The sequence below is a fragment of the Thiobacillus thiophilus genome (assembly GCF_055378705.1).
This window is the reverse complement of sequence record NZ_AP042404.1, coordinates 719,695-744,652: the sequence shown is the minus strand read 5'-3', so window position 1 is coordinate 744,652 and position 24,958 is coordinate 719,695. Positions and strand designations below refer to the sequence as shown.

Below are 24,958 nucleotides of genomic sequence, written 5' to 3'. Positions count from 1 at the left end.
GCCGGTTTTCCGCGTTTATCGAACTTATGACTTGCAACCGGGCTGATAAGGTGGGCACGTGAAAAACCAGCCTGGCTGGAACGGCGGCTGGATGAGCAGAGGAGGGCACCATGAGCATAGGAGCGATCGACACCGGCAGGATAGAAGCGATGATGGCGCAGCTAAAAGCTGCGGCGGAACGCACGTCCCCTGCGAACGCCAACCCTGTAAGCGATAGCACCCTTCAGACCCAACAGGCCGCAGGCTCGGTCGGCTTTCAGTCGGTTCTCAAGACCTCGCTGGACCAGGTCAACCAGGTCCAGTTGCAGTCGCAGCAACTCGCCCAGCGCTTCGAGATGGGCGACAGCACGGTCAGCCTCTCCGACGCCATGATCTCATTGCAGAAATCCAGTATCGCCCTGCAACAGACCGTACAGGTGCGCAACAAACTGGTGTCCGCCTATCAGGAAATCATGGCGATGGGCGTGTAAGTACTGGGTTAGGGGTTAGGATGGCTGCAGTCCGTAGCTTCACCCCTCACCCCTCACTCACTCCCTAGCGCCTCGCGTAACGCATTCGCCAGATCCTCGGCGACAAACTTCGCCACATAGGCATCCGCGCCCACTTTTTTGACATGCGCTTCGTTGGTCGAACCGGTCAGCGAGGAATGGATCACCACGGGAATGGCGCTGAAGCGCGGATCCTGCTTGATATTGCGGGTCAGGGTGAAGCCGTCCATTTCGGGCATTTCCAGGTCGGTCAGCACTAGGGCAATCCTGTCGTGCACGGTCTTGCCTTCGGCTTCCGCCTTGTCGGAGATGGCCTGCAAGTGGTCCCAGGCTTCCTTGCCGGTCTTGCACATGATGAAGGGCAGGCCCATGGCTTCCAGCCCCTGTTCGATCATGGTGCGTGCGATCAGCGAGTCGTCCGCTGCCAGGATGACTGCGCCGGGCTTGATTTCGACCTGAGGTCCAATGGTGGCGGAATCGACGTCCGGTTCGATCGGCGGCATGACCTTGCGCAGGATCGTTTCCACATCCAGCACCTGCGCCAGACGGTCGCTATTGTCTCCGTCCAGGCGGGCGAGGCTGGTCACCATCCCGCCCGCGGCATTGCCCTCGGCCGACAGCACCTGACGCCAGTCGAGGCGCACGATGTCCTCCACCGACTCGACGGCAAAGGCCTGGGTGCTGCGGGCATATTCGGTGATCAGCAGGATATTCAGCCCGGTTTTCGGGGTGCATCCTGTGACCGCCGGCAAATCGATGACGGGGATGATCTGGCCGCGCAGGTCGACCACGCCCATCATGTGGGGATGCGATCCGGCCATGGCGGTAATGGTCGGCATCGGGATGATTTCGCGTATCTTGAACACGTTGATCCCGAACAGTTCGTTACGATCGAGATTGGCATCCTCGCCCAGGCGAAACAGCAACAACTCCAGCTTGTTGGAGCTGGTCAGATTGGTTCGTTCGTCAATTTCCTGCTGGATCGTTTGCATTGCGGGGATTCCTCGAGTCATCTTAAAAACTTCAGTTCATTCACCACAGGGACACGGCGGTACAGAGAAAAGCAAAAGGTGCGGAAAAATTTGCTATCCCCACCGATGGATGACGGGAAAATGTCTTTTTGCTTGTTTTTAACTCTGTGCCTCCGTGTCTCTGTGGTGAATTGCTTTTTTCTGGTGCAGGCGCGTTCTAAAGGCTGTTGCGCCGGGCGCGCTCGATATCCATGACAAAACGCTGCAACTTCGCCGCCATGTCGTTGGGCAGGTTGACGAACTGGCAGCCCAGGCGGGTCTGGAAGACGCCGTTGGGCAGGCGGATCTGGGCCGAATTGCGGACTTCCAGCGACGTGACGATGGTGTCCGACTCGGGCAGCAGCAGGCGGCAGTCCGGCAGGATCCGGCCGGTTGCGGGACCGAGACGGCCGCTGGTTTCGGCAATCGCCACACCGCCGCAGCCGATGTCGACGAGGTGCGTGGTGATCGGATCGGCGTCGCTATCTGCCGACGGCACGATACACATGACCGGGTTGGCGATCGGCATTGGCACCCTGAAATGCTCGCGGCGCTGCAGCCGGATCAGCGACGTGGGCAGGGCAATGCGCAGCGCGGGCAGACCCTCGTACTTGCACCACGTCACCGGGCCGGTGGCGAACGAGATCGAGACGCCATCGAGTTGGGCGATGAACTCCGCGCCCTTGCCGGACATCAGTTCCTGGTTGAGCGCATCGCCCCGGGCGCTGTCGAGGATCAGCGTGTTCCTGGTCTCGTTCACCGCCAGCACCGATGTGACGATAATCTGCCGACTGTTTAGCAGGTCGAGATTGACCAGCAGCTTGCGTTTCTGGATCGCGCGCAGCTGGAACAGGATATCCGTGCGCGAATGCAAGGTGTAACGAGCCAGCAGCTCGTCGTGGCCGGCAGAACAAAAGTTGTGTTGCGAAGAGGAGGGCATAGGGTCAGGCGTTAAGAGTCGGGGCGGCCTTCTCAGCTTCTTCCAGATGATAGAGCCAGGCCAGCAGTTCGGCCACCACGATATATAACTGAGGCGGGATGCGGCTGTCGAGGTCGATCTGCATCAGCAGCGCCAACAACTCGCGCGATTCGTGAACGTACACCCCGGATGCGCGCGCCCGCTCGATGATGTTGTCGGCCATAATGCCGCGCCCCTTGGCGACCACGCGCGGCGCGCCATCGCCTTCGCGGTAGGCGATCGCGGCGGCGGCACGCTGCTTGTCAGGCGTCGGCGGCATCGTCTTGTCGTACTGCCAGCGTCTGCAGCGTGCAGCCCGCCGCCGCCAGTTGTTCCATTAGTCGCCCCTGGTTCTGCAGCAGCAGGGGTTCGACTTCGGCCTGCTCCGGCACCAGACGGATGCTGAACGCCAGATTCGTATCGAGCTTGATGTGCGCGGTCACCGTGCCGAGTTGCGGCAAGCTCAACTTGAGTGTCGATTCCCAGCCGGCATCGGCCTCGTCGCCGGGCATCGCGGCCGATTGATCCTGCGCGTGTTCGGTTTCGTGGCGCAGATGCCATTCCAGCACCTGGCCCGGCCACACTTCGCCACGCCAGACGAACTGGGGCGACTCCAGCACCTGCAACTGCTGCGACAGCAGGGCATGCATCGGGTTGAGCGGCTTCGGGGCGGCCGTTTCCGCGGCGTCGAGCAGGGCCAGCGGGTTGGCCGCGGCGCGCGCGGCCTCGACCGCCGCCAGCTTGTTTTGCGGCTCCTGCATCAGGCCGTCCAGGCTGTCCTGGCCGACCGCCCAGTCGGCCAGGTGCGACTCGTAAAACAGTCCGCTGCGGACCAGCGCGGTGCGCAGCGCGAGCGCGATCAGGGCCGGGTTCGCCGTCGGCTGGTCGAGCAGGGGGCCGGGCGGGGTGAGCGTGGGCAGGTCGTTGCGGCCGGGCAGCTGCTGCATCAGATCGCTCAGCATGCGCGCGGTCTGGCTCAGCTGCGGGGCATCGCCGGCTGCGGATTCGGGGGGGGCGAGCAGAAACACCGCCTGCGGCATGTGGCCGGCAAAGCGCAGGCGCAGGGTGTCGCCGGGCGCGGCCGGGTGGGGCAGCCGCATCGCAACGGTTTGCCCCTCGACTTCGACTATCGAGATGCCCTTCGCCTGGCTCTTCACCAGCCCGGTCAGCGTCTGGCCGATCGTCAGCTGGTCGAATGCGGCACGTGGTGCAGCCTGATCGCGCTGGGTGGCGTTTAGTACCGGCTGGACCGCCACCAGCCCGGACAGCGGTCGCCCGGGACTGTCCGGCGCGGGCGGGACATCCAGAACGCGGGCCAGATACTGAACCGGGAACATTGAACCTGTGCTTACGCCCGCTGCGCGCCGTAAGCCCGGACACCGCGCTGCCCGCTTCGCGTTATGTGCAGGTTTTGCTGCAGTTCGTGCATCCGCGGCTCGGTGAGCGCGCGGATGCTGGCGTCGTTCTGCAGGATGGTGCGGATGATCGCAAGCTTGGCGTGCTGCTCGTTTTCGTTCAGCGGCAGCGGCGCGGCTTGCATCAGGCTGCCGACGTAGCCGCGGCAGCGCTGCTCCAGCGCGGCCAGGTCATCCCACTCGCCCTGGCGGGCGGCATTCAGCATGGTGCCCATCAATTCGGAGATGGATTCGTAGGTGGTGAGCATTTCGTCGCTGGTCATGGCGGTCTCCGGTTCAGGCGGCAAAGGCGTGGCGGGAAGGCTCCAGCGCGGCCTGGCCTGTTGGGGCGATCTGTTGCCAGGCGCCGCGCAACTCGCGCAGCAGGCCCAGTACTTCTTCCAGCGGCGCGGCCTGGTTGTTGACGTGGGCGAGCATCAGACGCTGGTTCATGTAGCCGTACAGCGCAGCCAGGCGCTGTGCGATCTCGCCGCCCTGCTTGGGGTCGAGTGCGGCAAGCAGGCCTTCCAGGATGATGCTGCTGGCTTTGCTGATGGCGGCGGATTTCTTCGCGATGTTGCCCTCGTTCATGTGCCTGATCGCCATCCGCACTGCAAGCTCGGCGCCTTCGTACAGCATCACGATGAGCTGGTGCGGGCTGGCCGCGACGACGCCGGTCTCCAGGCCGACGTTGGCATAGGCATGGGCGGCGTTTCTGTGATTCGTGTACACGTCTTTACTCCTGATTTATTTGCCAGAGTCGTTGCCCAACTGCTGGGTCAGATAGGTACTGGTGTTGTTCATGCTGCTCAGCAGGAGGTTCAGATTGGTATATTCGCGGGTATATTTTTTTTCAAGGGCCGACATCCGGTTTTCCAGCCGGTCGATTTCCTCATTATGGTTTTTGACGCTTTTGTCGAAACTCTGGGTGCGCGTTTCGATCAGGCCGCCGGCCGCGAGCGTGGACTTGGCCCAGTCTTCCAGCCGGGTGGCGAAGCCCGTCGATGACGAGAACAAATTGGTCACATCGCTGAAATCGGTTGCGATTGCACTATTCAGTTTGCTGCTATCCAGTTGTAGGGAGCCGTCTTTCTGGAATGCAATGCCGACCTGGGAAAGCGAGGTCAGCGTGCCGCCACTTGCGGGTGTGTTGAAAATACCGCGTAACTGCTCCTGCATGAGGCGCAAGGTGCTGTCGCCCGCCAGGGTGCCCGCCCCCGTGCCGTCGGTGCCATAGGCGGAGCGCGACTTGATCTGGCTGGCCAGGGCGTTATAGGCGTCGACAAAATCGGAGGCTGCGGTGTTGATTGCCGCGGTGTCGCGCTCAACCGTCAGGCTGGCCGGCGTGGTCGTGGTGTTCTTGAGCGTCAGCGTGACGCCCTGGATGGCTTCGCTGACGGTGTTGGACGCGCTGGTGATCGCGATGCCGTTCACCGTGAGGTTGGCATTCTGCGCGGCAAGAGTCTGGGTCAGGTTTTGTGTGCCGGCCGGGTCATAGCCCAGCAGGCTATCTATGGATCCGTCCCCTCCGCTGGTGGTGATTTTGATGCTGTTGTTGGCACCGGAACTGTTCGAAGTCAGCGCGAGGCGGTAGGGCGTGCCGCTGCCGTCGTTGACGATGGTCGCGGTGACACCCAGGGCGGCAACATTGATCGCGTCGCGTATGCCTTCCAGGGTGTTGTTGCTGCTATCGATGGTGATGCTGGCGGCGGCGCCGTTGGACGTGAAGGCGGCGCCGCTGTATATCCCGTCGGTCAGCGTGCCGCCGCTGATGGTGCCAAGGTCGAACGTGACCGTGGTGGCCGTGCCGTCGCCGATGGCGGCGGTGCTGCTGGCTTGCCCCGCGGCAACCAGATTGTGCGACTGCGCCAGCTGGCTCACGTTCACGGCATACGTGCCGGGCGCCGCGGTGCTGCCGGCCGCGGCGGCAAGAACATTGGCATCGGACGGCGTGGCGGTGAGTTTTTGCAGATCGGTGTTCAGGGCTTTCGCTGCGGTTTGAAAGCTCGATACCTGGCTGCTGAGCGTGCCGTAGGAAGAAATCTTCGACTCGTAGTTGGTGATCCTGGCTTCGAGCTTGTCGATGGGCCGGCGCTCGACCGCCATCAGTTGCGAGACGAGGGTGGGGACATCGAGTGCGGTTGTGCTTGAAGAAGTAATTGCCATGGTAAGCCTCCCGACTCAAGCCTTCTGTTTAATCAGCAAACCCTGCTGGAACTGCTCAATTCCGTGCGAGATTGCCAGGGCAGATTCGGATGGAAATTGGCGAATCAATTCACCCGTACTGGTGTCCACCATCTTAACCACGGTTCTATTGGAATCGATATCCACGCTGAACTTGAGGTCAAGGTTTGCATTCTGCATCACGTGGTTGATCGTCGCGACTGCGTTATTCAACGCTTCAACGGAAGGCTGCGGGGTACTCTGGACCTGGGGGGCGGCGACAGACCTGACAGGCTCGGCACGGTGAGCGAGCATGTCAGGCTGTATGACCTGGCCCGGCTGTATGGCCTGACCCGTGTTGGGAATATTCTGGATAATCATGGCGACATCCTTTGTGCTAAATCTCTGACCGGCTAAACCGGTCAGAGATTGGTGCCTTATTTATATATCCAATTAACGCAGCAGGGTCAGCACGTTTTGCGGTGTCTGGTTGGCCTGCGCCAGTACCGCCGTGCCTGCTTGTTGCAGGATGTTGTTCTTGGCCTGGGCGGTGGTTTCGGCGGCGTAGTCGGTATCCATCACGCGGCTGTAGGAGGCCGACAGGTTCACCGAAGCGGTCTGGAGACTGGCCACAGCGGACCCAAGCGTTGCCATGTCGGCACCGAAATTTGCACGGGCGGTGGAGATGGCGGTTAGTTCGGTGTCGAATGCAGCAAGGTCGGCAAAACCCGTTGCAGAGGTAAACGTGCCACCATTGCCACCGGCCGTTGCGCCACTAGCATCTACCACCACTGCTGTGCTGGCGGTAACCAAATTCGAAATACGGGTGTTTTCAGCGATGAGGGCGGTAGCTTCTTCATTGGTGACAGCACCGGTCTGTACTTGAATTTCGCGCAACCGCTGGGTGTTTTCAGTGACCTGGGCCAGGTAGCCGTCATTGACTTGCGCTGCGGAAATCCCGTCATTGGCGTTGCGAATATTCATGTTCGCGCCGCGAATCTGGGAATCGTACCCTGTGGCAATGGCCAGGCCGGTCGCATCGTCCTTGGAGCTGTTGATGCGCAGGCCGGATGACAGGCGTTCCTGGGCGACTTGCAGGCCGGCCGCCGATTTGTTCAGTGCTGCGCCAGCAAACAGGGCGCCGACGTTGGTGTTGATTACTTGTGCCATGGTAGTTCTCCTTTAAGTGGGTCGATTGTTCCGGTCTCTGATGCCGTCAACTTTGGTCTGCCCGCTTGGGCCACATGAACCGCCGTTGTGTGAGGAATCGTCGGGGGTTGGAGAAAGTTAAGGCTGCTTTGCAAAAAACTTCATGGTGTACGCGTGTAATCCGGGTTGGTCATCAAAAGCGCATCGTGCGACATTCGGGGCGAGGCGGTCCTCCACAACAGCGTAGCCGTCCTTTGTAGGAGCGGGTTTACCCGCGATTGGCGCACCTGCCGGGGCTAAACCCTCCTGCAAATTCGTGATTGTGCACGCGCATTCCTGCCCTGTCCGACTAGCCGGCTACCGCCGGTGCGACGGATGCGGCGGGCGCCAGGCACACGCGGTTCTTGCCGCTTTGCTTGGCCTGGTACATGGCGGCGTCGGCGCGGACGATGCTGGCTTCCTGCGGCTCGCCTGCTGCACGCTCGGCGACGCCGGCGCTGAAGGTGATGAGCACTTTTTCGTTGTTGTCGAGGAAGTATTTCTTGGTGAGGCTGCGCTGCAGCCGGGTAATGATCTGCGCGGCTTCGTCGAGCGGGGTGTTGGGCAGGATGATGAGGAATTCCTCGCCGCCCATGCGTGCGATGTGGTCGGTAAGGCGCAGCTCTTCCCGGGCGATCTTGACCAGGTGGATCAGCGCTTCGTCGCCGGTCTGGTGGCCGCGCTTGTCGTTCAGCGCCTTGAAGTTGTCGATGTCGAGCACGGCGAGGCAGAACGGGGTGCTGTAGCGGTCGGCGCGCGAGGCCTCGCGTGCGAATTCGTCGTCCAGCCCACGCCGGTTGAGACTGCGGGTGAGCGGGTCTTCGCGCACCAGGGCGCTCATCTGCTCAAGTTCGGTTTCCAGCTGCTTGATGCGGCCTTCGGCCTGCAGGGCGGCGTCGCGCTCCTGGGTCAGCTGCTCGTGGGCGCGCAGGCTAGCCACCTGCGCCGCGCGGGTTTCTTCCAGCAGGCCTTCGAGGATGCGGTTCAGTTCCACCACATCCTCGGTGTTGCTGATGCGCTCGATGTGGGAGGCGATTTTTCCCTGGTACTCGTCGTTCGCCGCCACGGCATCGCTCATGTGGCTGACGAAGGTGGTCATGGTGGCTTTCAGCGTGGCGGTGGCCTCGCGCAGGCCATGCTTGACCAGGCCCTGCTTGTAGATGACTTCCTTGAGCCGCTTTTCGGCTTCCTGCAGCGACCTGGTTTTCATCGGCCCGGCAATGACCTGCTGCACCATGTCGAGCTGGCCGCGCAGCCAGGTGTCGTCGTCGAGCAGCTCGCCGATGTTTTCCACCAGCAGCAGCAAAATGCGTTTGAGGGTTTCCTGCTGGTCGTGGGCGTCGGTTGCCTGCAGTTCGATGCCGATCCACAGCGATTTCAGGCCGGATGCGGCGTTGCGCAGGGTGACGGCACTGCTGGCCTCGCGCACTGCAACGGCGAGCTGCTGGGCTTTTTCCATCAACGCCGGGTTATGCGACAGCTGCGACACCACGCCGAATTCCAGGGTTTTGGCCAGCAGTTCGCGCAGCTGGGCCAGGTTTTCATCCTGCGTGCGATCGCCGCTGTCGACCATCGGCGGTCTGACCTGCTGCGGCTTCAGCTGCACGGCGATTTCGGAAAGCTGCCAGCTGCATTGCCGCCAGTCGCTCTTGCCGATGGCCTTGTTGAGGCTGGCGACCTGGGCCGACAGCGCAGGGTGGTGTTCCTGCAGGTCGTTGACCAGTCCGGCCAGCGCCGTTTCGGCGGAGGCCTTGTTGGCCGGCGCAGTCGGCACGCCGACGATTTCGTCGTACAGCGTCTGGTAGTTGTCCGGCGTCGGGGAAATCCGCCGCAGGGCGAGGCGGCGCAGGGTCTCGCGCGCCACCTCGGTGGGGTTCGAAAGATTGATCTTGTCGGTGGGTTCTGCCATGTTTGCGTACCCTGCTTGGGCCTTTTGCACTGCCTCGCATGGTAAAGCTGACAGGGGCGGGGTGAGGTGAGGATTAGGGCAGGAAAACCCCGGCATTTCTCAAATGACTACGAGGAGGAGAGTCGCCCGGACAAAAGCCGTGGTGTTTGCACCGGCCTGAAAATCGCGGGACGCCGCTCCTTGTCTCTTGTTTTCCGTGGTGATTGGCTCCCACCCGGTGAGCCGGAGTGGGGTTGCGGGGTGCGAAATCAGGGGCGGGACACCTATACGGCTTGACGAACGTCACTCGCGCTGCGGTTACCATATGCCACCGTTCAACCTCTCTCCCATGTCAGGTGCCGAAATGCATCGAATGAAAGCTTTGCTCGCTCTGGTTTGTGTCGCAATTTCCGGCTGTGGCGGGGGCCAGGAACCTTCCGCAGGCGGGGTTAACGCGCCTTTCGTCAAGACTGCGGTGGTGACGTCCGCGGAGGCGGGCGTTCTGGGCCTTACCGGTACTGTGCGGGCGCGTTACGAGACGCCGGTGGCGTTTCAGGTGGACGGGCGTATCAGTGCGCGGCGGGTGGATGCCGGCCAGGCGGTGCGTGCGGGCCAAATCCTGTTCGAGCTGGACGCGCGCGATCTCGAGCAAGCTTCGCAAGCCGTCCAGGCCGATGTCGCCGCCGCAGAGGCGGCCCTGGCCACGGCGCGTGCCGACCTGGGGCGGGTGCGGCAACTTAAAGACCAGAATTTCGTAAGCGCGCAGGCGCTCGACCGCAGCGAACTTGCCGAACGCGAGGCCCGCACTCGCCTGGATGCGGTCCGCGCGAGGCTGGCGCAGGCGCGCAATGCGCTGGGCTACGCCCGCCTGAGCACGCCGACGGCGGGCGTGCTGGTCGAGGTGAGCGGCGAATCCGGCCAGGTCGTGGAGGCCGGCCAGCGCGTGGCGACGCTGGCGCGCGAAGGCGAGCGGGAAATCGAGGTGTTCTTTCCGGATGCGGTCAAACCGCCTGCCATCGGTCAGCTGGTTCGTGCGGACGGGGCGCCGTTGCCGTTGCGTTTGCGCGAGGTCTCCGGCGCGGTCGATCCGCAAAGCCGCACCTGGCGGGCGCGCTATTCGGTCTTGACGGGGAGTGATGCTCTGGCGCTCGGTTCGGTGGTGCGCGCTGCCTTTGCCGCACCGGGGGGCGACGATCAGGCGCTCAGCGTGCCGATTGCCGCGCTGGATGAGCGTGGCAAAGGCCCGCGCGTGTGGCAGGTGGTGGACGGGCGCGCCCAGCCGGTGGCGGTCGGGATTCTTGCGCTGGATGCCGAGGCGGCGCGGGTGCAGGGTGGCCTGAAGGCGGGCGACAAGGTCATCGCGCTGGGCACGCATTTGCTCACGCCCGGCATGGCGGTGCGGGAGCTGGTGCAATGAGCTTTCCCAACCTGTCCGCGCTCGCCGTGCGCGAGCGCGCGGTGACGCTGTTCTTTTTGATTCTGGCGGTGATCGGCGGCGTCTATGCCTTCCTGTCGCTGGGTCGCGCCGAGGACCCGTCCTTCACCGTGCGCGTGATGATGGTCTCGGCGGTGTGGCCCGGGGCGACGCCGCAGGAGCTGCAAGAGCAGGTGGTGGACCGGCTGGAAAAGCGCATTCAGGAGGTTGAGTATCTCTACCGCATCGAAACCACGATTCGACCGGGACGCGCCGACCTGCAGGTCGAGTTCGAGGACTACGCCCCGCAGGCCAGGGTTCCCGACCTGCTCTACCAGGTGCGCAAGCGCATGCAGGACGAGGCCCGCAATTTGCCCCAGGGGGTGATCGGGCCCCTCGTCAACGATGACTTTTCCGATGTCTATTTCAAGCTGATCGCGCTGACCGCGCCGGGCATGCCGCTGCGCGAGCTCACGCGCGAGGCCGAAGCCATCCGCGACCGCCTGCAGCGCACCGCGGGCGTGCACAAGGCCATCGTGCTCGGCGAGCGCAGCGAGCGCGTGTATCTCGAATTCGACAATGCGCGCCTGGTCAATCTGGGCATCACGCCGCAGGCCATCGCCGACGCCATCGATGCCAACAACCGGCTGGTTCCGGCCGGGCGCATCGAAACCGCCGGCCCGCGCCTGTACCTGCGGATCGATGCCGATCTGTCCGATCCCGCGCAGCTCGCGGCGGTACCGATCCGCATCGGCGAACGGATGCTGCGCCTGTCCGACATTGCCACCATCCGCCGCGGCTACGAGGACCCGCCGAGCTACCTGGTGCGCTCGCGGGGCGAGGATGCGGTATTGCTCGGGGTGGTGATCAAGGCCGGCGAGAATGGCCTTGAAGTGGGCAAGCGCCTGACGCGTTTTGTCGAGGACGAGCGCGCCCGACTGCCGCTGGGCATTTCGCTTACCGTGCTGACCGACCAGGCCGAGGCCATCGCCGGCGCCATCAACCTGTTCCAGATCAAATTCCTCGTCGCGGTCGCGGTGGTGGTCGGTGTGAGCATCCTGGCGCTCGGGCTGCGAGCCGGCCTGGTGGTCGGCATCGCTGTGCCGCTTACCCTGGGCATCGCCTTCCTCGTGATGAAGCTGATGGGCATCAACCTCGACCGCATCACCCTCGGTGCGCTCATCATCGCGCTCGGCCTGCTGGTGGACGACGCCATCATCTCAGTCGAAATGATGCTGGTGAAAATGGAGCAGGGCTGGGACCGCGTGCGCGCCGCCGCGCATGCGTGGAGCGTGACCGCCGCCCCCATGCTGTTCGGCACCCTGGTGACGGTGGCGGGTTTCTTCCCCATCGGCTTTGCGCAATCGGGCGTGGGCGAATATGCGGGCAATATCTTCTGGGTACTGGGGGTGGCGCTGCTGGTGTCCTGGCTTGTGGCCGTGACCTTCGTACCGTATCTGGGCGTCAAGCTACTGCCGGACTTTGCCAGGCACGAGCACGGCGAGGCCGATATCTATCAAAAGCCGCTGTACCGCCGGCTGCGTGCCATCATCAGCGGCTGCGTGGCGCACCGGAAAACCGTGGTCGCCGGCACGGTGGCGGTGCTGGTGCTGGCGATTGCGGGGCTGGCCGGACCGGTGCAGAAGCAGTTCTTCCCCGCGTCCGACCGCCCGGAAGTGCTGGTCAGCGTCTACCTGCCGCAAGGCAGCAGCATCGAGTATGCCGACCGCACCATGCGCAAGCTCGAGGCCATTCTCGCTCCTATGCCGGAGGTCAAGACCCTGTCGGCTTACGTCGGCGCCGGGGCGCCGCGCTTCTTTATTTCCGCCAACCCCGAGCCGCCCGATCCCGCCTTCGCCAAGCTGATCGCCGTGACGCACGATGCTACCGAGCGCGACAAGGTGATGGCCGAGCTGGAGGCGCATATCGCCCGCGGCGAGTTTGCCGAAGCGCGGGTGCGTGTCTATCGCCTGCTGTTCGGCCCGCCGGTGATCTGGCCGGTAAGCTTTCGCGTGGTCGGTTCGGCCCCGCTCGAGTTGCGTCGCATCGCCCATCAGGTGCGCGAGGTCATGGCCGCCGATCCCAACATTCGCGACCCCCACCTGGACTGGGACGAGCGGGCGCCCGTACTGCATCTGGCCATGGACGTGCAGCGCCTGAGCCTGTTGGGCCTGACGCCGCTCGATGTGTCGCGGCAGCTGCAATTCCACCTCGACGGCACGCCGGTGACCCAGCTTCGCCAGGACATCCGCACCGTCGAGGTGGTCGCCCGCGGCGCCGCCGGCCGGCGCCTGGTCGATGCCGGCAGTCTGGCCACCTTCGAGGTGCTCACGCGCGAGGGTCGTAAGGTTCCGCTCAGTCAGCTGGGTACGCTGGAGGTGCGCTACGAGGCGCCCGTGATCAAGCGCTACAACCGCGAGCCCTTCCTCGCCGTGCAGGCAGAAGTACGGGGCGCGCAGCCCAACGACGTCACCGCAGCCATCTGGCGCAAGCTCGAAACGGTCCGTGAGAAACTGCCCGACGGCTACCGGATCGACATCGGCGGTTCGGTCGAGCAGTCCGGCAAGGCCGACGTGTCGATTCAGAAGCTGCAGCCAATGATGGTGGCCTTCATGCTCATTTTCGTCATGTTGCAGATGCGCTCGTTCTCGGGCGCCTTCATAGTCGTCGCCACCGCGCCGCTCGGGCTGATCGGCACCGTCATCGCCCTGCTGCTGTTCAACCAGCCGTTCGGCTTCGTCGCACTGCTCGGCCTGATCGGCCTGGCCGGCATCCTGATGCGCAACACCCTGATCCTCACGCAGCAGGTGGCCGACAACTTCGAGGAAGGCATGCCCGCGCTGGAAGCCGTCGTCGAAGCCGCGGTGCGCCGCGCCCGCCCGGTGGTGCTGACCGCGCTGGCCGCGGTATTCGCCTTCGTGCCGCTCACCTTCGACAGCCTCTGGGGCCCGCTGGCCTACGTCCTCATCGGCGGCGTCGCGGTCGGCACCGCGATCACCCTGCTGTTCGTGCCGGCGTTGTACGCGCTGTGGTTCCGGTTGGGTGCCTCGCGGGCTTGAGGGCAGGCGGTTGAAAAACCCACTGGCTGCTTTTAAGGTACGGTGAAACGTGCAAGTCAGTAATTCGGCTTGAGCGGCCTTTCAGGCTAACCGCTCTATATGACCGGTATTCGGCGCTTACCGGTCAACGCACCATTCAACGAGGCTGTAGAAAAAGCCCCAAAAATATCAATCCCCGCATCTTGCCCCAGCCCCCCGTCTGCATCAACATCGCGTCATTGATTTTGTGATGGTTCCGACCGCATGGCGCGCTACAAACACATCGACACCAGCCCGCGTTTTCTTGCCGTAGACCTGCAACGGCAACTGCTCCCGGGCACCTTCGAACACGCACTGAATCACCTCATCGATCACGAACTGAATTTATCCAGCTTCGATGCCCGGTTCAAGAATGACGTAACCGGCGCTGCCGCCTATCCGCCCGCCATGCTGCTCAAGGTCGTGCTGTTCGCTTACAGCCAGAGCATCATCTCCAGTCGCGACATCGAAGCGGTCTGCCGCGACCACGTCACCTTCATCGCCTTGTCCGGCGACACCCAGCCCCACTTCACCACGATTGCCGGGTTTGTTTCCAACCTCGCCGACGATATCGCCCGCGTCTTCACCCAGATCCTCTACCTGTGTGATCGCCAAGGGCTGATCGGGCGCGAGATGTTCGCCATCGACGGCGTCAAGCTGCCCAGCAATGCATCCAAACAAAAGAGCGGCACCCGCGCCGACTTCGAACACCAGGCCGCCAAACTCGAAACCGCTGCCCGCGTCATGCTAGAACGACATCGCGAAGCAGACAGCCAGCCCATCGAAGCCGACCTTAGGCAGAAAGAGAACCTGCGCATCACCCGCCTGCAAACCGATGCGGCTCAACTGCGTCAATGGCTCACCGCCCATCCCGAAGAGCGCAAAGGCAGCAAAGGCACAATCAGGAAGAGCAACCGCACCGACAACGAATCGGCCAAGATGGCGACTTCAAAAGGCGTGATTCAAGGCTACACCGGCGTTGCCGCCGTCGATGCCAAACACCAGATCATCGTCGATGCCCAGGCCCACGGCACCGGCAGCGAACAGGAACTGCTCGTCCCTGTGGTCAAGGCAATCCAGGGCGCACTGAACAACGAACAGACGCTCATCACCCCAACCAGCCTGATCACCGCAGATGCGGGTTACCACTCGGAAAGCAACCTCAAGCAACTGGCTGATCTAAATGTTGATGCCCTGATCGCCGACAACGGCATGCGGCAACGCGATCCACGTTTCAATGATCAGGGCAAACACAAGCAAGCCCCCCATCCGCTGCACGACAAGTCCGGCAACAAGAAAGAGAAGAGGCAAGCCGCTGTTTATCGTCCCGCAGACTTCCATTACGATCCATCCACCCACACCTGCGTTTGCCCGGCGGGCAAAATTCTTTACGGCAACGGCAGCCACTGCGTGATCAACGGCTACAGTGCCGTCAAGTTCCAGGGCGCGCAGCAGGACTGCGTACCGTGCGAACAACGGGACAAATGTTTACGCACCCCCGCCAGGACCAAGACCCGGCAAGTGAGTTTCTTCCAGGGCAAAGCTGACGGGTCGGAATCCTTCACCGACAAAATGAAGGCTCGTATCGACAGCCCTGAAGGGCAAGCGAAATACGGCCGGCGCTTTGCCACGGTGGAACCGGTGTTCGGCAACATCCGGCACAACAAACAGCTCAACCGATTCACCCTCAGAGGCCAGAAGAAAGTGGATGCGCAGTGGAAGCTCTACTGCCTGGTGCACAACATCGAGAAGCTGGCGCATCACGGGTATGCGCAGTAGGGGGCGGGGCAGATAGCCCGCAACACACCCCTCAGAAGACCCCCATGACTTGATCGAGATAGCTCGCCGGAACGATTAACCGGTTGCAAAACAGGAAATGAAAATGGCGTGGAAAATTCCACGCCATTTTTTACGCCGCCGATTCGGCTGAAAAGGGGTTTTTCTACAGCGTCAACGTTTGAGGTAACCGGCCGCCGGAGCGCGAAGCGCGGAGGGAACCCGCAAGCGCAGCTTGCGGGCGGTCCGGTTGACCGAGTGGTTAGGTTTTCCAGCCAACATGGGTAATTTGGATGGGGAGCGCGCGCAATATTTCGTTGAGCCCTCCAATGCTACTGTCCGGTTCTTTCCATACATATTGCTGGAGGAGCTCAGGTACAACTCCCTTTTTTCCGGAAGAGTCCTTAAGCACGAGGGTGATGATCGCAAATCGCTCGCCCTTCTCCCGTTTCTGGATCATCGCGTAATTAACCTCTGATGCCAGAAAGTCCTCATCGCGATAATCCGGCGTGACAAAGAAGACCGCCGCGCACGAATCCTTCATTCCGTTCAGCAAAGCCCTTTCAAGGGGGACACCCGCAACCATGGCGTCCTCATCAAGCCAAGGATCGAAGCCGATTGTCTTGAGTACCTGGAAGTACTCGCGCACGAGCGGCTTGTCCACTCCTTTGTGACTTAAGAAAATTCTCTTTGACATCGATGCCTCGACTTCGGTCTTGGTAAACAGAAAACGCACAACAGTTTCTCTGCGAATCTCCCCGAAAACTAACTCTTCCTCTACGTCGATTTCCACAGTTGGCTCGATGCGACCTTTGAGCCATGGATGACGGCGCAGGCCCGCTAAGAAGGCAAATAGGTCGTCAAGTTCGGCGATCCAGCGTCCCCGTTCCTCTCTTAGCCACGTCACGCCATTTTGCGCCAATGCTTCGCGTATTGGGCGAAGTGCATGGCGGGACTTGACCTCTGAATGTAGTGGAAAGGTGATCAGTAGACCTTCGTCATCACTGGCGGAAAACACAGGGCGTTCCCCGAGATGCCACCGTAATGCTCCATTGGTTGCGATCAGGCCTGTGACGGTAGCCTGAAATCGCTTATCAGACGATGGTACAGAGAGCGACATCAGCAAACCTGACAGTTAATAGAGAGACCCATGGGTCCGGACGTTTTTTAATAAAGAGACAGGCATTTTGGGCTGCTGCCGGTTCCGTGGACACCAACCTAAGCTAATTGCGTTTCCTCAAACTGTACAGGACTGACGTACCCGAGCGTTGAATGTCTACGCCGTGGGTTGTAGAACGTTTCGATGTAATCGAACACATCAGCCCGCGCTTGCGACCTGGTTCGGTATACCTTTCGAGCAATCCTTTCCGTCTTCATGGATGAGAAGAAACTCTCCATGGCCGAGTTGTCCCACACCTCGCCAGCACGGCTCATACTGCATGTGATTCCCTGTTCCCTGAGCAACTGCTGGAAGTGTTCGCTGGTGTACTGGCTTCCCTGATCCGAGTGGTGCAACAACTCCACCGGGTTGCCCCTGCGCCAAACAGCCATCATCAATGCGTCAGCCACCAGTTGAGACGTCATGCTGGCCTGCATGGACCAACCCACGATCCGTCTTGAGTACAGGTCCAGGACAGCGGCTACGTATAGCCAACCCTCAGCCGTCCAGATGTAGGTGAAGTCCGCCACCCATTTCTGGTTGGGGCCCTCAGCCTGAAATTGGCGGTCTAGCACGTTGTCGGCAATCGCACTGCGCTGACCACGGTCAATGGGCAAACCCCGTCGCCGAGGGCGTGCCCGTAGCGCCTGCTCGCGCATGAGGCGCTCAACACGGTGCAACCCACAGCTCATGCCCAGCTCCAGAATGTCGTGCCACACCCGCCGGGCGCCATAGGTGCGGTCACTGCCAACGAAGCTCTGTCGGACGTGGATGCTTAGTATTTGGTTGTTCAGGCTACGTTGGCTGGGCGGGCGCACTAACCAGGCATAGAAACCACTTCGCGAGACATCGAGCGCCCCACACATCAATGCCACCGGCCAGATTCCTCGATGTTTCGCCATAAAGCCGAATTTCACATCGACTCCTTCGCGAAGTAGGCCGCGGCTTTTTTCAGGATGTCGCGCTCCATCCTGAGCTTGGCGTTTTCTTTCTTGAGTCGGGCTATTTCAGCCAACTCAGGCTTCATGTTCCCACCGTCTGGAAACGCATGCTGCGCATCCTGAGCCAATTCCCTGACCCACCTGCGCAACACGTTCTCGTTAATATCCAGGTCGCGTGCAGCCTGCGCTATCGCAACACCACGTTCTGTAACCAGCTTGACTGACTCAAGCTTGAATTCCCGGCTGAATTGCCGTCTTGTAACCATAAACCACCTCCGATTTCACACCTTAACAAAGTGTCTTTGAAACCGGCAGCAGCCCATTTGTTGGGTCTATCATCTTGATTCTTATATAGATGTTGGTCCGGCTGTCTCTTTATTAGGTTATTCAAAAGGAGACGGAGGCTTCCGGATTATGCTCCTGATTTTTTCCCTCAACTACTAGGAGCGAACCTCATGGGGCCTACACACATGTGATCGAGGTGACGCGGAGTGTTGCCAGCCCGTTCGACAGTCTCTGAGTCTTTCGTGCCCGGATGCGACTGGAGGATGGCGTCCTCCATGTCGCTTGGGCCGGCTTCACTGACTGCTCTTGCACATTTGCTGACGTAATGCGGGGGCATCAGGACGGGCCGTTCAGACCGACTTCGGCCTGATGGCATTCTCACCTGGCCGTCTCAAAGTCGGCCATCGCGGTCTGTCATCGCCTACCGAAACCGGACGCTCAGTAATGACTGCTCTTTAGAATATTGAAGTAGCGCCGACGTGTGGAATAACGTCTATGCTGAATTGATTCCCTTCTGGAGGGTGGAGATATGAGACCGACGACTCGATTCCTGCTGCTATGCACCTGCATTTTCACCCAGCCATTCATCTACCCCGCTGCGGCTTCCGCTGCACCGTCTACCGAAATGATGGCCAACACATGCGCCATGTGCCACGGCACGGATGGCAAGGCTCTGGGAAAAATGGAAGAACTCTATGGCAAGCCGGCCAACAAGATTGCGGATGAACTGTTCGAATTCAAGCAGGAGAACAAAGGGCGGGTCATGGCGCCCCTCATGAAGGCGTACACAGACGAGCAAATTCGCATGATCGCGAAGTATTTCGAATCTTTGCCCCCGAAGAAAAGGTAGGTAACCCATGGAACGAAATTTCACCCGCAGGGATTTCCTGTCAATGGCCGCCGCTGGGGCCGTCGTTTCCCTTGGCGGCTTCGGCAGGGCGTTCGCCCAGTCCAGCCAGGACAAGCGCGTGGTCGTCATTGGCGGCGGCTTTGCCGGAGCGACCTGCGCAAAATACCTGCGCCGCGCCGACCCCGCCATCCAGGTCACACTGGTCGAGCGACAGCGCAACTACGTTACCCCCCCATCCAGCAACCTTGTCGTGACTGGCCTGCAGCCCTTGAGCGCCATCACCCTTGGCTATGACAAACTGCACCTGAACCACGGCGTCAAGGTGGTGTACGGCAACGCGGTGTCCATCGATCCAGCCGGGAGAAAGGTCGCGCTGGAAAGCGGGGAGACCCTGTCCTATGACCGGCTGGTGGTCGCGCCGGGCATCGACTTCAAATACGCCGCCCTGGAGGGCTACAGCGAACAGGCTGCACTCGTCATGCCCCACGCCTGGAAAGCCGGGCCGCAGACCGAACTACTGCGCCGCCAACTGGAGCAGATGCCCAACGGCGGGACCGTGATCATCACCGTGCCACCCGCGCCCTTCCGATGCCCCCCCGGCCCGTACGAGCGCGCCAGCCTCATTGCCCATTACCTCAAGCGAAGCAAGCCGAAGTCCAAGGTGCTCATACTCGACGCGAACGATGGCTTCGCAGCCCAGGAAGGATTCATGGAAGCCTGGCAGGCTCTTTATCCGGGCATGATCGAATGGGTGCCCGGCTCGAAAGGCGGCGGAGCGACCAAAGTAGACGCCAGGAGCCTGACCGTCTCCACCAGAGCAGGACAGCACCGGGGCAATGTGGTCAACGTGATCCCGCCGCAAAAAGCCGGCGACTTCGTCGACAAGGCTGGGCTGTCAGATGAAACGGGCTGGTGCCCGGTCGATGCGGGCAGCTTCGAATCCATCCGCCAGAAGGGCATCCATGTGATCGGCGACAGCTCGATAGCCGGGAAGCTGCCCAAATCGGCCGCCGCCGCCAATTCCGAAGCCAAGGTCTGCGCCGCCGCCATCGCCAGCCTGCTGGCCGAACGACCGGTGGGCGACCCTTCCTTCGTCAACGCCTGCTACGCCCTGGCCAGCCCGACCTACGGCCTTTCCATCGCTGGTGTCTATGGGCGGACTGTCGGCGGCATCGCCCCGCTGCCCGGAGCTTTCGGCGTGAGTCCGTTGAAACAATCCGCCAAGTATCGGGCCAAGGAAGCGCAAGACGCGAACGGCTGGTATCAGAACATCGTGGCCGACTCGTTTACCTGAGCCCCCGCTTTCGAGGTGCCATTTCTGCCGCCGGTATCCCGCTCAGGCTAGGCATGTAAAGAGTGGTGAGAAAGTCATGATTGAGCCAGCCCGCACGCTGACGATAGCTCATTCGGGCAATCCGGCTTAATTTATGCCGGATTGCCCGCCCGCAACTTTTATTTGGCATCAGACAGCTTGGGGTCGGAAATTCGCGTTCGCGGTTTTGGAAAGCAGACACTCGTCCCGGCAATCCTGAAAGTCGGCACGAACGACGGCTACCCATTCCAGCGTGGCCAGCTCCACCGCCTCCTTGGTCTTCCAGGGCGCTCTGCGGTGGATCAGTTCAGCCTTGTACAGCCCGTTGACCGTCTCGGCCAGGGCGTTGTCGTAGCTGTCGCCTTTACTCCCCCTTCAAATTGTGGGGGGTTGCGACGACCGGTTGAATCCGCCCTGCGAGCCGCGGTCGGAATGATGGATCAGGCTGCGGTCGCGCTCGGGTTGCCGGGCGTACAACGCCTGCTCCAGTGCATCCAGCACGAAGTCCGTATGCATTGAGCTGCTCACCCGCCAACCGACGATGCGCCGGGCAAAGACGTCGATGACGAAGGCCACGTACAGCCAGCCTTGCCAGGTCGAGACGTAGGTGAAGTCCGATACCCAGAGCTGGTTGGGCCGATCCGCCTTGAACTGGCGGTTGACCTGGTCCAGCGGGCACGCTGTCCTGGCATCAGAAATCGTGGTGCGCACGACCTTGCCACGGATGACGCCACGCAAGCCCAGACGTCGCATCAGCCTCTCGACCGTGCAGCGGGCGACTTCAATGCCTTCGCGGTTCATCTGCTTCCAGACCTTGTCGGCGCCGTAGACCTGCAGGTTGACCTGCCAGACGCGTTCAATCTGCGGTATCAGCGATTCATCGCGCCGGGCGCGTGCGCAACGTAGGGATGGATTGCGCTGCTGCGCTGCATGACGCCGGTAGCCTGACGGGGCGATCTGCAGCACCTGGCAGATCGGCTCGACCCCGAAGGTTTCGCGTTGCGCTTCAGTCGTGGTCACGCCAGGACGCTGGCCGGTGTCGGTCTCATGCCGGCGCACCCAGGTGTGCAGGGTGGCTGCCGAGCAGCCGATCTTGACTGCGATCGATTCAATGGCAGCCCACTGCGATGGATGATCCTTGCGGCATTCGGTGACCAGGCGCACGGCACGTTCGCGGACTTCGGGAGAATACTTTACGGGTTTCTTCATGGCTCCATCTTCTCAAGAGTTGGAGCCTCCACAAAATCCGGGGCGGTTCAGTATGCGCTCAGGAAGCAGACCGTGGAACCGGTGTTCGGCATCATCAAATCGGTGATGGGGTTCAGGCAGTTCTTGTTGCGCGGTTTGGAGAAGGCGAAGGGCGAGTGGACGCTGGTTTGTCTGGCGTGGAATTTGAAACGCATGGCCGTGTTGCGCAAGAAATCCGCCCCATGCCTCTGAAATGTACAGAAATCCGTTCAAACCCGACATCCGTGAGGCTATGAGCGGCTAAAGATGCCTAAATATTGTGCAAACACAGCCCCGGTTGGGGAAATCGCCGCCGTGCGGAGTTCAAGTCCGACAGGCTGCTAGCGAGCCGACAGGTAGCGGGGGAAGACATGTTTGTCGAGCAGGATTTCGATGAGGTTGATTGTGCCGGTGAGGTCGGCGTTGGCGAACAGGGCGTCGAGCTCGGCCTCGCTCTCGATGCGGTAATGATTGACCCCGAACGACTGCGCGAGCAGGCCGAAGTCGGGGTTGGTGAAGTCGCAGTCGATGTAGCGCTCGCCGTAGAGCTGGAACTGGTTCTTGCGGATGAGGGAAAGGGTGCCGTTGTTGATCACCACTACGTTAAGCGGGATGCCGTAGTTCACCGCCGTCATCATTTCCATGCAGCACATCTGGAAGCCGCCGTCGCCGAGGATGGCGAAGGTGGGGCTGTCTTTCGCAAAGCAGCGCGCGCCGATGGCGGCCGGGATCGCGTGGCCGAGCGACGAGATGCCGGAATTCGGGAAGTAGTGGTTGCGGTCGGAGACGTCGAAATAGCTTTGCGCAAAGACGATGTTGTCGTCGAACACCAGCGCGTTGTGCGGGAAGCGTCGGGCGAGTCCGCCGAAAAATGCCTGCATCAGGCGGAAGGGTTCCGCTTGTGCAGCGACGTCCGCGCCCGTCGGCTGCGCGGAGGCGGCCTGGTGGCTATCGAGTAGATCGCGGGATTTGGGCGGCATGCCGTCGGCTTCCAACACGTCGAACACGTCTTCCATTGTCGCGCGGATGTCGCCGCAAATCGCCACGTCCGGCTGGAACACGCGGCCGAGCTGCGCGGCGTCGCGGTCGACCTGGGCGATTTTCTTGTTGGCCAGCAGCCTGGCATCCCACAGGTAGCTGGTGCGTTCGTTGAAGCCGGCGCCAAGGAATATCAGCAGGTCGGCGTGCTCGGCGATATAGCGATACGCCTCGCCGTTGGACGTTACGCCGAGGCAGCCCAGCGACAGCGGGGTGCCCTCGGCCACCACGCCCTTGGCCTTGAGGCTGGTGGCGACCGGGATGTTGAAGCGTTCGGAGAACGCAGCGACGACGTCGCGCGCGCCGGCCTGGATGCAGCCGTGCCCGGCGACAATCACCGGGCTGTGCGCGGCGTGCAAAAGCGCGGTGAGTTCGGCGGTGGGCGTCGTGTGCCGGATCGCCGACTTGCCGGGAAAATGGATCTGCTCGAGCACGCCGTCGTCGACCAGCTCCTTCTGCACGTTGTAGGGAATCGACAGCAGCACCGGCCCCGGCTCGCGCCCGAGCAGCGCCTGGGTGGTCTGGTTCAGCACCTGGCCGAGATAGTCGGTGCGCTCGACCAGCTTGTGGTAGCGGGTGATGCTGGCAAACAGCGCGCCCTGGTCGATGGCGCCGCCTTCGCCCGTGCTTTCCTGCAGCCCGCCCTTGCCGAAGATGTAGGTGGAGGTCTCGCCGGTGATCGCCAGCACCGGCAGCCGCTCGGCATAGGCGTTGGCGATTCCGGTGATGAGGTTGGTCGCCCCCGGCCCCGCCGTGGCGATGCAGGCGGACGGCCGGAGCGACACCCGTGCGTAGCCACCCGCCATGAAGGCCGCGCCCTGCTCGTGCTTGACCAGCACGCTCTTCACGCCGGAGTCGTGCAGGCGGTCGTAGATCGGCAGCACGTGCGCGCCCGGCATGCCGAAGATGTGGTCGATCCCCAGGCGCTCCAGATACCGGACGATCAGTTCGCTGACGGAAATATTCATGTGCTGTACGGGGTCTCGTGTTCTGCCGGTGCGCGCGGATGACGCGACAGAAAATCCCGGATTTGAGCACAAGACGCCGCGCGGGAAAACCTCAGGGGGTGCGTGAAGCCCGAAACGGGTGCGCAGCCCGCGTGGATTGGCGGCATTTTTGGCCACAATCCACGCCTATCGACCTGCCCTGTCGCAGCTGCGCGGATCAGTCCTGCGTGAGGTGCTGCCCGATCTCGGTGAAGGTGTGCGCCACCTCGGTGGTCTCGATGGTGACGCCCAGCTGCGTGGACAGCTGCGACAGCGACAGCAGGCCGCGCACCATTTGTTTGCCTTTCACGTTTTCGATCACCAGCGCGTGCTGGCGGCCGCGTGTCTTGAGCGTTTCCAGCACGTGGCCGACGCGGGCGTGGGCGATGTCGTCGAAGTCGACTGCTTCCAGACGTTCCACCGGGGTCATGATGTCGGCCACCAGCACTTCGTGGCGGAGAATGCCGCGGCTTTGCACCACCTGCATGGGTTTTTCGCCGTGGATGTCGGTACTGGTGATCAGGCCGGCGACGCGATCCTCGTTGTCCATCACGAACAGCAGGCGCACCTTGCGGCGGATCATGCGCTCCTCAGCCTGCTTGATGGTGTCGCCGGGGGTGGCGATGAAAGCGGTCAGGCGGCGGAAATCGGTCATCGCGTCGAGCGCCGGATTGTCCAGGCCGACCCGCTCCGGCAACACACAGGCGGGGCGCAGCAGACCGGCGACCTTGTCGAGATTGCGGGAAGGCAGGCGGGTATACGTTGTGGTCATGGCGGGTCTCCTTGTCATGGTTGCGGAATACACCCCAGCTGATTAAAAGTAGACGGGGAAAGTGTGATCGTGTCCCCGACAGGCTCGCCTGTCTATTCAAGATTCTTTTGCGGGATATAAATTGTGCTTGCTTGATCCGCAGCGGTGCCAGGCGTAGCGCTGTCGATCCGCTTTCACGCCGCCAGCGTCCGCGCGTGAAACGCCAGATGCTCGCCGATGAAGGTGGCGATGAAGTGATAGCTGTGATCGTAGCCGTCCTGCATCCGCAGCGTGAGCGGGATGCCGCGCGCGGCACAGGCGGCTTGCAGATTCTGCGGAAACAGCTGTTCGGCCAGAAATTCGTCGGCGGTGCCGTGATCGATCAGCGCGGGGGGCAGCGGTGCATCGGCGTTGACCAGGCAGGTGGCGTCCCAGGCTTCCCAGGATTTTCGGTCATCGCCGAGATAGGCCGCGAAGCAGCCCTGCCCCCAGGGGCCGATCACCGGGTTGCAGATAGGCGCGAAGGCCGAGACCGAGGCATACATGCCGGGATTTTTCAGTGCGCAGATCAGCGCGCCGTGGCCGCCCATCGAATGGCCGCTGATGGCGCGTTTGCCGGGAAGGGCAGGGAAGCTCGCTTCGACCAGCGCGGGCAGTTCGCGGGTGATGTAGTCGTACATGTGATAGTGCGTCGACCACGGCGCCTGGGTGGCGTTGACGTAGAAGCCGGCGCCCTGGCCGAGGTCGTAGCGCTCGGGCACGTCGGGCACGGCGTCGCCGCGCGGGCTGGTATCGGGCATGACCAGAATCAGCCCCAGTTCGGCGCAGTAGCGCTGCGCGCCGGCCTTCACCCGCACGTTGTCGTCGGTACAGGTCAGCCCTGATAGCCAATACACCACCGGCAGCTTTTGCGTGGCCGCCTGCGGCGGCAGGTAGACCGAGAAGTTCATCGTGCAGTGACAGGTTTCGGATTCGTGCTGCCAGCGTTCGAGCCAGCCGCCGAACTCCTTGATGGACTCGATTTTCTTGGCGCGTTCAACGTGTTTCATCGTC

21 protein-coding genes and 2 pseudogenes are annotated in these 24,958 nt (G+C 62.0%); 7 read left to right on the top strand and 16 right to left on the bottom strand.

The features are described from left to right. Positions 1-110: 110 nt before the first annotated feature. Positions 111-470, top strand: coding sequence for a flagellar hook-basal body complex protein FliE (gene fliE / locus ACZ41T_RS03560; RefSeq protein ID WP_464923103.1), 360 nt, complete (start codon positions 111-113; stop codon positions 468-470). Positions 471-523: 53 nt separating this feature from the next. On the opposite strand, the gene ACZ41T_RS03555 is transcribed toward fliE, so the two are convergent. The 10 genes from ACZ41T_RS03555 to ACZ41T_RS03510 all read right to left on the bottom strand — a co-directional run bounded on the left by ACZ41T_RS03555 (position 524) and on the right by ACZ41T_RS03510 (position 9,110). Beyond that, positions 524-1,480 carry a chemotaxis protein gene (locus tag ACZ41T_RS03555; protein WP_464923102.1) on the bottom strand — a complete coding sequence of 319 codons (957 nt, stop codon included), beginning with the start codon at positions 1,478-1,480 and terminating at the stop codon, positions 524-526. Between the two features lie 196 nt (positions 1,481-1,676). After that, positions 1,677-2,438, bottom strand: a complete 762-nt coding sequence (locus ACZ41T_RS03550) for a flagellar brake protein (protein ID WP_464923101.1) — start codon at positions 2,436-2,438, stop codon at positions 1,677-1,679. Between the two features lie 4 nt (positions 2,439-2,442). Then, entirely contained in the window at positions 2,443-2,736 is a 294-nt protein-coding gene (locus ACZ41T_RS03545) for an EscU/YscU/HrcU family type III secretion system export apparatus switch protein (protein ID WP_464923100.1), read from the bottom strand. After that, complete coding sequence (gene fliK / locus ACZ41T_RS03540; RefSeq protein ID WP_464923099.1) at positions 2,720-3,793, bottom strand: flagellar hook-length control protein FliK; 1,074 nt, start codon at positions 3,791-3,793, stop codon at positions 2,720-2,722. The genes ACZ41T_RS03545 and fliK overlap by 17 nt, the downstream gene beginning before the upstream one ends. Positions 3,794-3,804: 11 nt before the next feature. Beyond that, on the bottom strand, positions 3,805-4,134 hold the full coding sequence (locus ACZ41T_RS03535; protein ID WP_464923098.1) for a flagellar protein FliT: 330 nt from the start codon (positions 4,132-4,134) through the stop codon (positions 3,805-3,807). A gap of 13 nt (positions 4,135-4,147) precedes the next feature. Beyond that, positions 4,148-4,582: a flagellar export chaperone FliS gene (fliS, locus tag ACZ41T_RS03530; RefSeq protein ID WP_464923097.1), complete on the bottom strand. Its 435-nt coding sequence runs from the start codon at positions 4,580-4,582 to the stop codon at positions 4,148-4,150. A 15-nt stretch (positions 4,583-4,597) separates the two neighbouring features. Continuing rightward, positions 4,598-6,016, bottom strand: coding sequence for a flagellar filament capping protein FliD (gene fliD / locus ACZ41T_RS03525; RefSeq protein ID WP_464923096.1), 1,419 nt, complete (start codon positions 6,014-6,016; stop codon positions 4,598-4,600). Between the two features lie 15 nt (positions 6,017-6,031). Further along, complete coding sequence (locus ACZ41T_RS03520; protein WP_464923095.1) at positions 6,032-6,394, bottom strand: flagellar protein FlaG; 363 nt, start codon at positions 6,392-6,394, stop codon at positions 6,032-6,034. 72 nt (positions 6,395-6,466) lie between these two features. Continuing rightward, positions 6,467-7,183 (bottom strand): flagellin N-terminal helical domain-containing protein, encoded by a 717-nt coding sequence (locus tag ACZ41T_RS03515; RefSeq protein WP_464923094.1) that lies wholly within the window; start codon positions 7,181-7,183, stop codon positions 6,467-6,469. A gap of 328 nt (positions 7,184-7,511) precedes the next feature. Continuing rightward, positions 7,512-9,110: a GGDEF domain-containing protein gene (locus tag ACZ41T_RS03510; protein ID WP_464923093.1), complete on the bottom strand. Its 1,599-nt coding sequence runs from the start codon at positions 9,108-9,110 to the stop codon at positions 7,512-7,514. A gap of 352 nt (positions 9,111-9,462) precedes the next feature. Here ACZ41T_RS03510 and ACZ41T_RS03505 point away from each other — a divergent pair, with 352 nt between their 5' ends. The 3 genes from ACZ41T_RS03505 (at position 9,463) to ACZ41T_RS03495 (ending at position 15,359) form a co-directional block, all read left to right on the top strand. Next, positions 9,463-10,506 (top strand): efflux RND transporter periplasmic adaptor subunit, encoded by a 1,044-nt coding sequence (locus tag ACZ41T_RS03505; protein WP_464923092.1) that lies wholly within the window; start codon positions 9,463-9,465, stop codon positions 10,504-10,506. Then, on the top strand, positions 10,503-13,562 hold the full coding sequence (locus ACZ41T_RS03500; RefSeq protein ID WP_464923091.1) for an efflux RND transporter permease subunit: 3,060 nt from the start codon (positions 10,503-10,505) through the stop codon (positions 13,560-13,562). Before ACZ41T_RS03505 ends, ACZ41T_RS03500 begins: the two co-directional genes overlap by 4 nt. 243 nt (positions 13,563-13,805) lie before the next feature. Next, positions 13,806-15,359 carry an IS1182 family transposase gene (locus ACZ41T_RS03495; protein ID WP_464923090.1) on the top strand — a complete coding sequence of 518 codons (1,554 nt, stop codon included), beginning with the start codon at positions 13,806-13,808 and terminating at the stop codon, positions 15,357-15,359. 259 nt (positions 15,360-15,618) lie between these two features. Here ACZ41T_RS03495 and ACZ41T_RS03490 read toward each other — a convergent pair whose 3' ends face one another. Together ACZ41T_RS03490 and ACZ41T_RS03485 are read right to left on the bottom strand one after the other, a co-directional pair. After that, the gene (locus tag ACZ41T_RS03490; protein ID WP_464923089.1) at positions 15,619-16,476 is read right to left on the bottom strand and encodes a toll/interleukin-1 receptor domain-containing protein; all 858 of its coding nucleotides are present in this window, start codon (positions 16,474-16,476) and stop codon (positions 15,619-15,621) included. A gap of 98 nt (positions 16,477-16,574) precedes the next feature. Beyond that, a protein-coding gene (locus tag ACZ41T_RS03485) for an IS3 family transposase (RefSeq protein WP_464923088.1) occupies positions 16,575-17,722 on the bottom strand; the annotation gives its coding sequence in 2 pieces (ribosomal slippage) (positions 16,575-17,461 and positions 17,461-17,722; 1,149 coding nt in all). Positions 17,723-18,270: 548 nt separating this feature from the next. On the opposite strand from ACZ41T_RS03485, the gene ACZ41T_RS03480 reads away from it, so the two are divergent. Further along, positions 18,271-18,591: a c-type cytochrome gene (locus tag ACZ41T_RS03480; protein ID WP_464923087.1), complete on the top strand. Its 321-nt coding sequence runs from the start codon at positions 18,271-18,273 to the stop codon at positions 18,589-18,591. Positions 18,592-18,598: 7 nt separating this feature from the next. Then, the gene (locus ACZ41T_RS03475) at positions 18,599-19,885 is read left to right on the top strand and encodes an FCSD flavin-binding domain-containing protein (protein ID WP_464923086.1); all 1,287 of its coding nucleotides are present in this window, start codon (positions 18,599-18,601) and stop codon (positions 19,883-19,885) included. A 168-nt stretch (positions 19,886-20,053) separates the two neighbouring features. Here ACZ41T_RS03475 and ACZ41T_RS03470 read toward each other — a convergent pair. Continuing rightward, a pseudogene (locus tag ACZ41T_RS03470) lies at positions 20,054-21,112 on the bottom strand (IS3 family transposase). 48 nt (positions 21,113-21,160) lie between these two features. Here ACZ41T_RS03470 and ACZ41T_RS03465 point away from each other — a divergent pair. Further along, a pseudogene (locus ACZ41T_RS03465) lies at positions 21,161-21,343 on the top strand (transposase); the annotation flags it as partial. 128 nt (positions 21,344-21,471) lie between these two features. Here the strand turns inward: ACZ41T_RS03465 and ACZ41T_RS03460 are convergent. The 3 genes from ACZ41T_RS03460 to fghA form a co-directional block, all read right to left on the bottom strand. After that, positions 21,472-23,136 carry a thiamine pyrophosphate-binding protein gene (locus ACZ41T_RS03460; protein ID WP_464923085.1) on the bottom strand — a complete coding sequence of 555 codons (1,665 nt, stop codon included), beginning with the start codon at positions 23,134-23,136 and terminating at the stop codon, positions 21,472-21,474. A gap of 196 nt (positions 23,137-23,332) precedes the next feature. Next, positions 23,333-23,926 (bottom strand): CBS domain-containing protein, encoded by a 594-nt coding sequence (locus tag ACZ41T_RS03455; RefSeq protein ID WP_464923084.1) that lies wholly within the window; start codon positions 23,924-23,926, stop codon positions 23,333-23,335. Positions 23,927-24,099: 173 nt separating this feature from the next. Continuing rightward, complete coding sequence (fghA, locus tag ACZ41T_RS03450) at positions 24,100-24,954, bottom strand: S-formylglutathione hydrolase (protein ID WP_464923083.1); 855 nt, start codon at positions 24,952-24,954, stop codon at positions 24,100-24,102. Between the last annotated feature and the right edge of the window lie 4 nt (positions 24,955-24,958).

Bases quoted from the DNA above. Each gene is read 5' to 3' on its own strand.
- fliE (WP_464923103.1), top strand. From the start codon at position 111: ATGAGCATAGGAGCGATCGACACCGGCAGGATAGAAGCGATGATGGCG.
- ACZ41T_RS03555 (WP_464923102.1), bottom strand. From the start codon at position 1,480: ATGCAAACGATCCAGCAGGAAATTGACGAACGAACCAATCTGACCAGC.
- ACZ41T_RS03550 (WP_464923101.1), bottom strand. From the start codon at position 2,438: ATGCCCTCCTCTTCGCAACACAACTTTTGTTCTGCCGGCCACGACGAG.
- ACZ41T_RS03545 (WP_464923100.1), bottom strand. From the start codon at position 2,736: ATGCCGCCGACGCCTGACAAGCAGCGTGCCGCCGCCGCGATCGCCTAC.
- fliK (WP_464923099.1), bottom strand. From the start codon at position 3,793: ATGTTCCCGGTTCAGTATCTGGCCCGCGTTCTGGATGTCCCGCCCGCG.
- ACZ41T_RS03535 (WP_464923098.1), bottom strand. From the start codon at position 4,134: ATGACCAGCGACGAAATGCTCACCACCTACGAATCCATCTCCGAATTG.
- fliD (WP_464923096.1), bottom strand. From the start codon at position 6,016: ATGGCAATTACTTCTTCAAGCACAACCGCACTCGATGTCCCCACCCTC.
- ACZ41T_RS03520 (WP_464923095.1), bottom strand. From the start codon at position 6,394: ATGATTATCCAGAATATTCCCAACACGGGTCAGGCCATACAGCCGGGC.
- ACZ41T_RS03515 (WP_464923094.1), bottom strand. From the start codon at position 7,183: ATGGCACAAGTAATCAACACCAACGTCGGCGCCCTGTTTGCTGGCGCA.
- ACZ41T_RS03510 (WP_464923093.1), bottom strand. From the start codon at position 9,110: ATGGCAGAACCCACCGACAAGATCAATCTTTCGAACCCCACCGAGGTG.
- ACZ41T_RS03505 (WP_464923092.1), top strand. From the start codon at position 9,463: ATGAAAGCTTTGCTCGCTCTGGTTTGTGTCGCAATTTCCGGCTGTGGC.
- ACZ41T_RS03500 (WP_464923091.1), top strand. From the start codon at position 10,503: ATGAGCTTTCCCAACCTGTCCGCGCTCGCCGTGCGCGAGCGCGCGGTG.
- ACZ41T_RS03495 (WP_464923090.1), top strand. From the start codon at position 13,806: ATGGCGCGCTACAAACACATCGACACCAGCCCGCGTTTTCTTGCCGTA.
- ACZ41T_RS03490 (WP_464923089.1), bottom strand. From the start codon at position 16,476: ATGTCGCTCTCTGTACCATCGTCTGATAAGCGATTTCAGGCTACCGTC.
- ACZ41T_RS03480 (WP_464923087.1), top strand. From the start codon at position 18,271: ATGAGACCGACGACTCGATTCCTGCTGCTATGCACCTGCATTTTCACC.
- ACZ41T_RS03475 (WP_464923086.1), top strand. From the start codon at position 18,599: ATGGAACGAAATTTCACCCGCAGGGATTTCCTGTCAATGGCCGCCGCT.
- ACZ41T_RS03460 (WP_464923085.1), bottom strand. From the start codon at position 23,136: ATGAATATTTCCGTCAGCGAACTGATCGTCCGGTATCTGGAGCGCCTG.
- ACZ41T_RS03455 (WP_464923084.1), bottom strand. From the start codon at position 23,926: ATGACCACAACGTATACCCGCCTGCCTTCCCGCAATCTCGACAAGGTC.
- fghA (WP_464923083.1), bottom strand. From the start codon at position 24,954: ATGAAACACGTTGAACGCGCCAAGAAAATCGAGTCCATCAAGGAGTTC.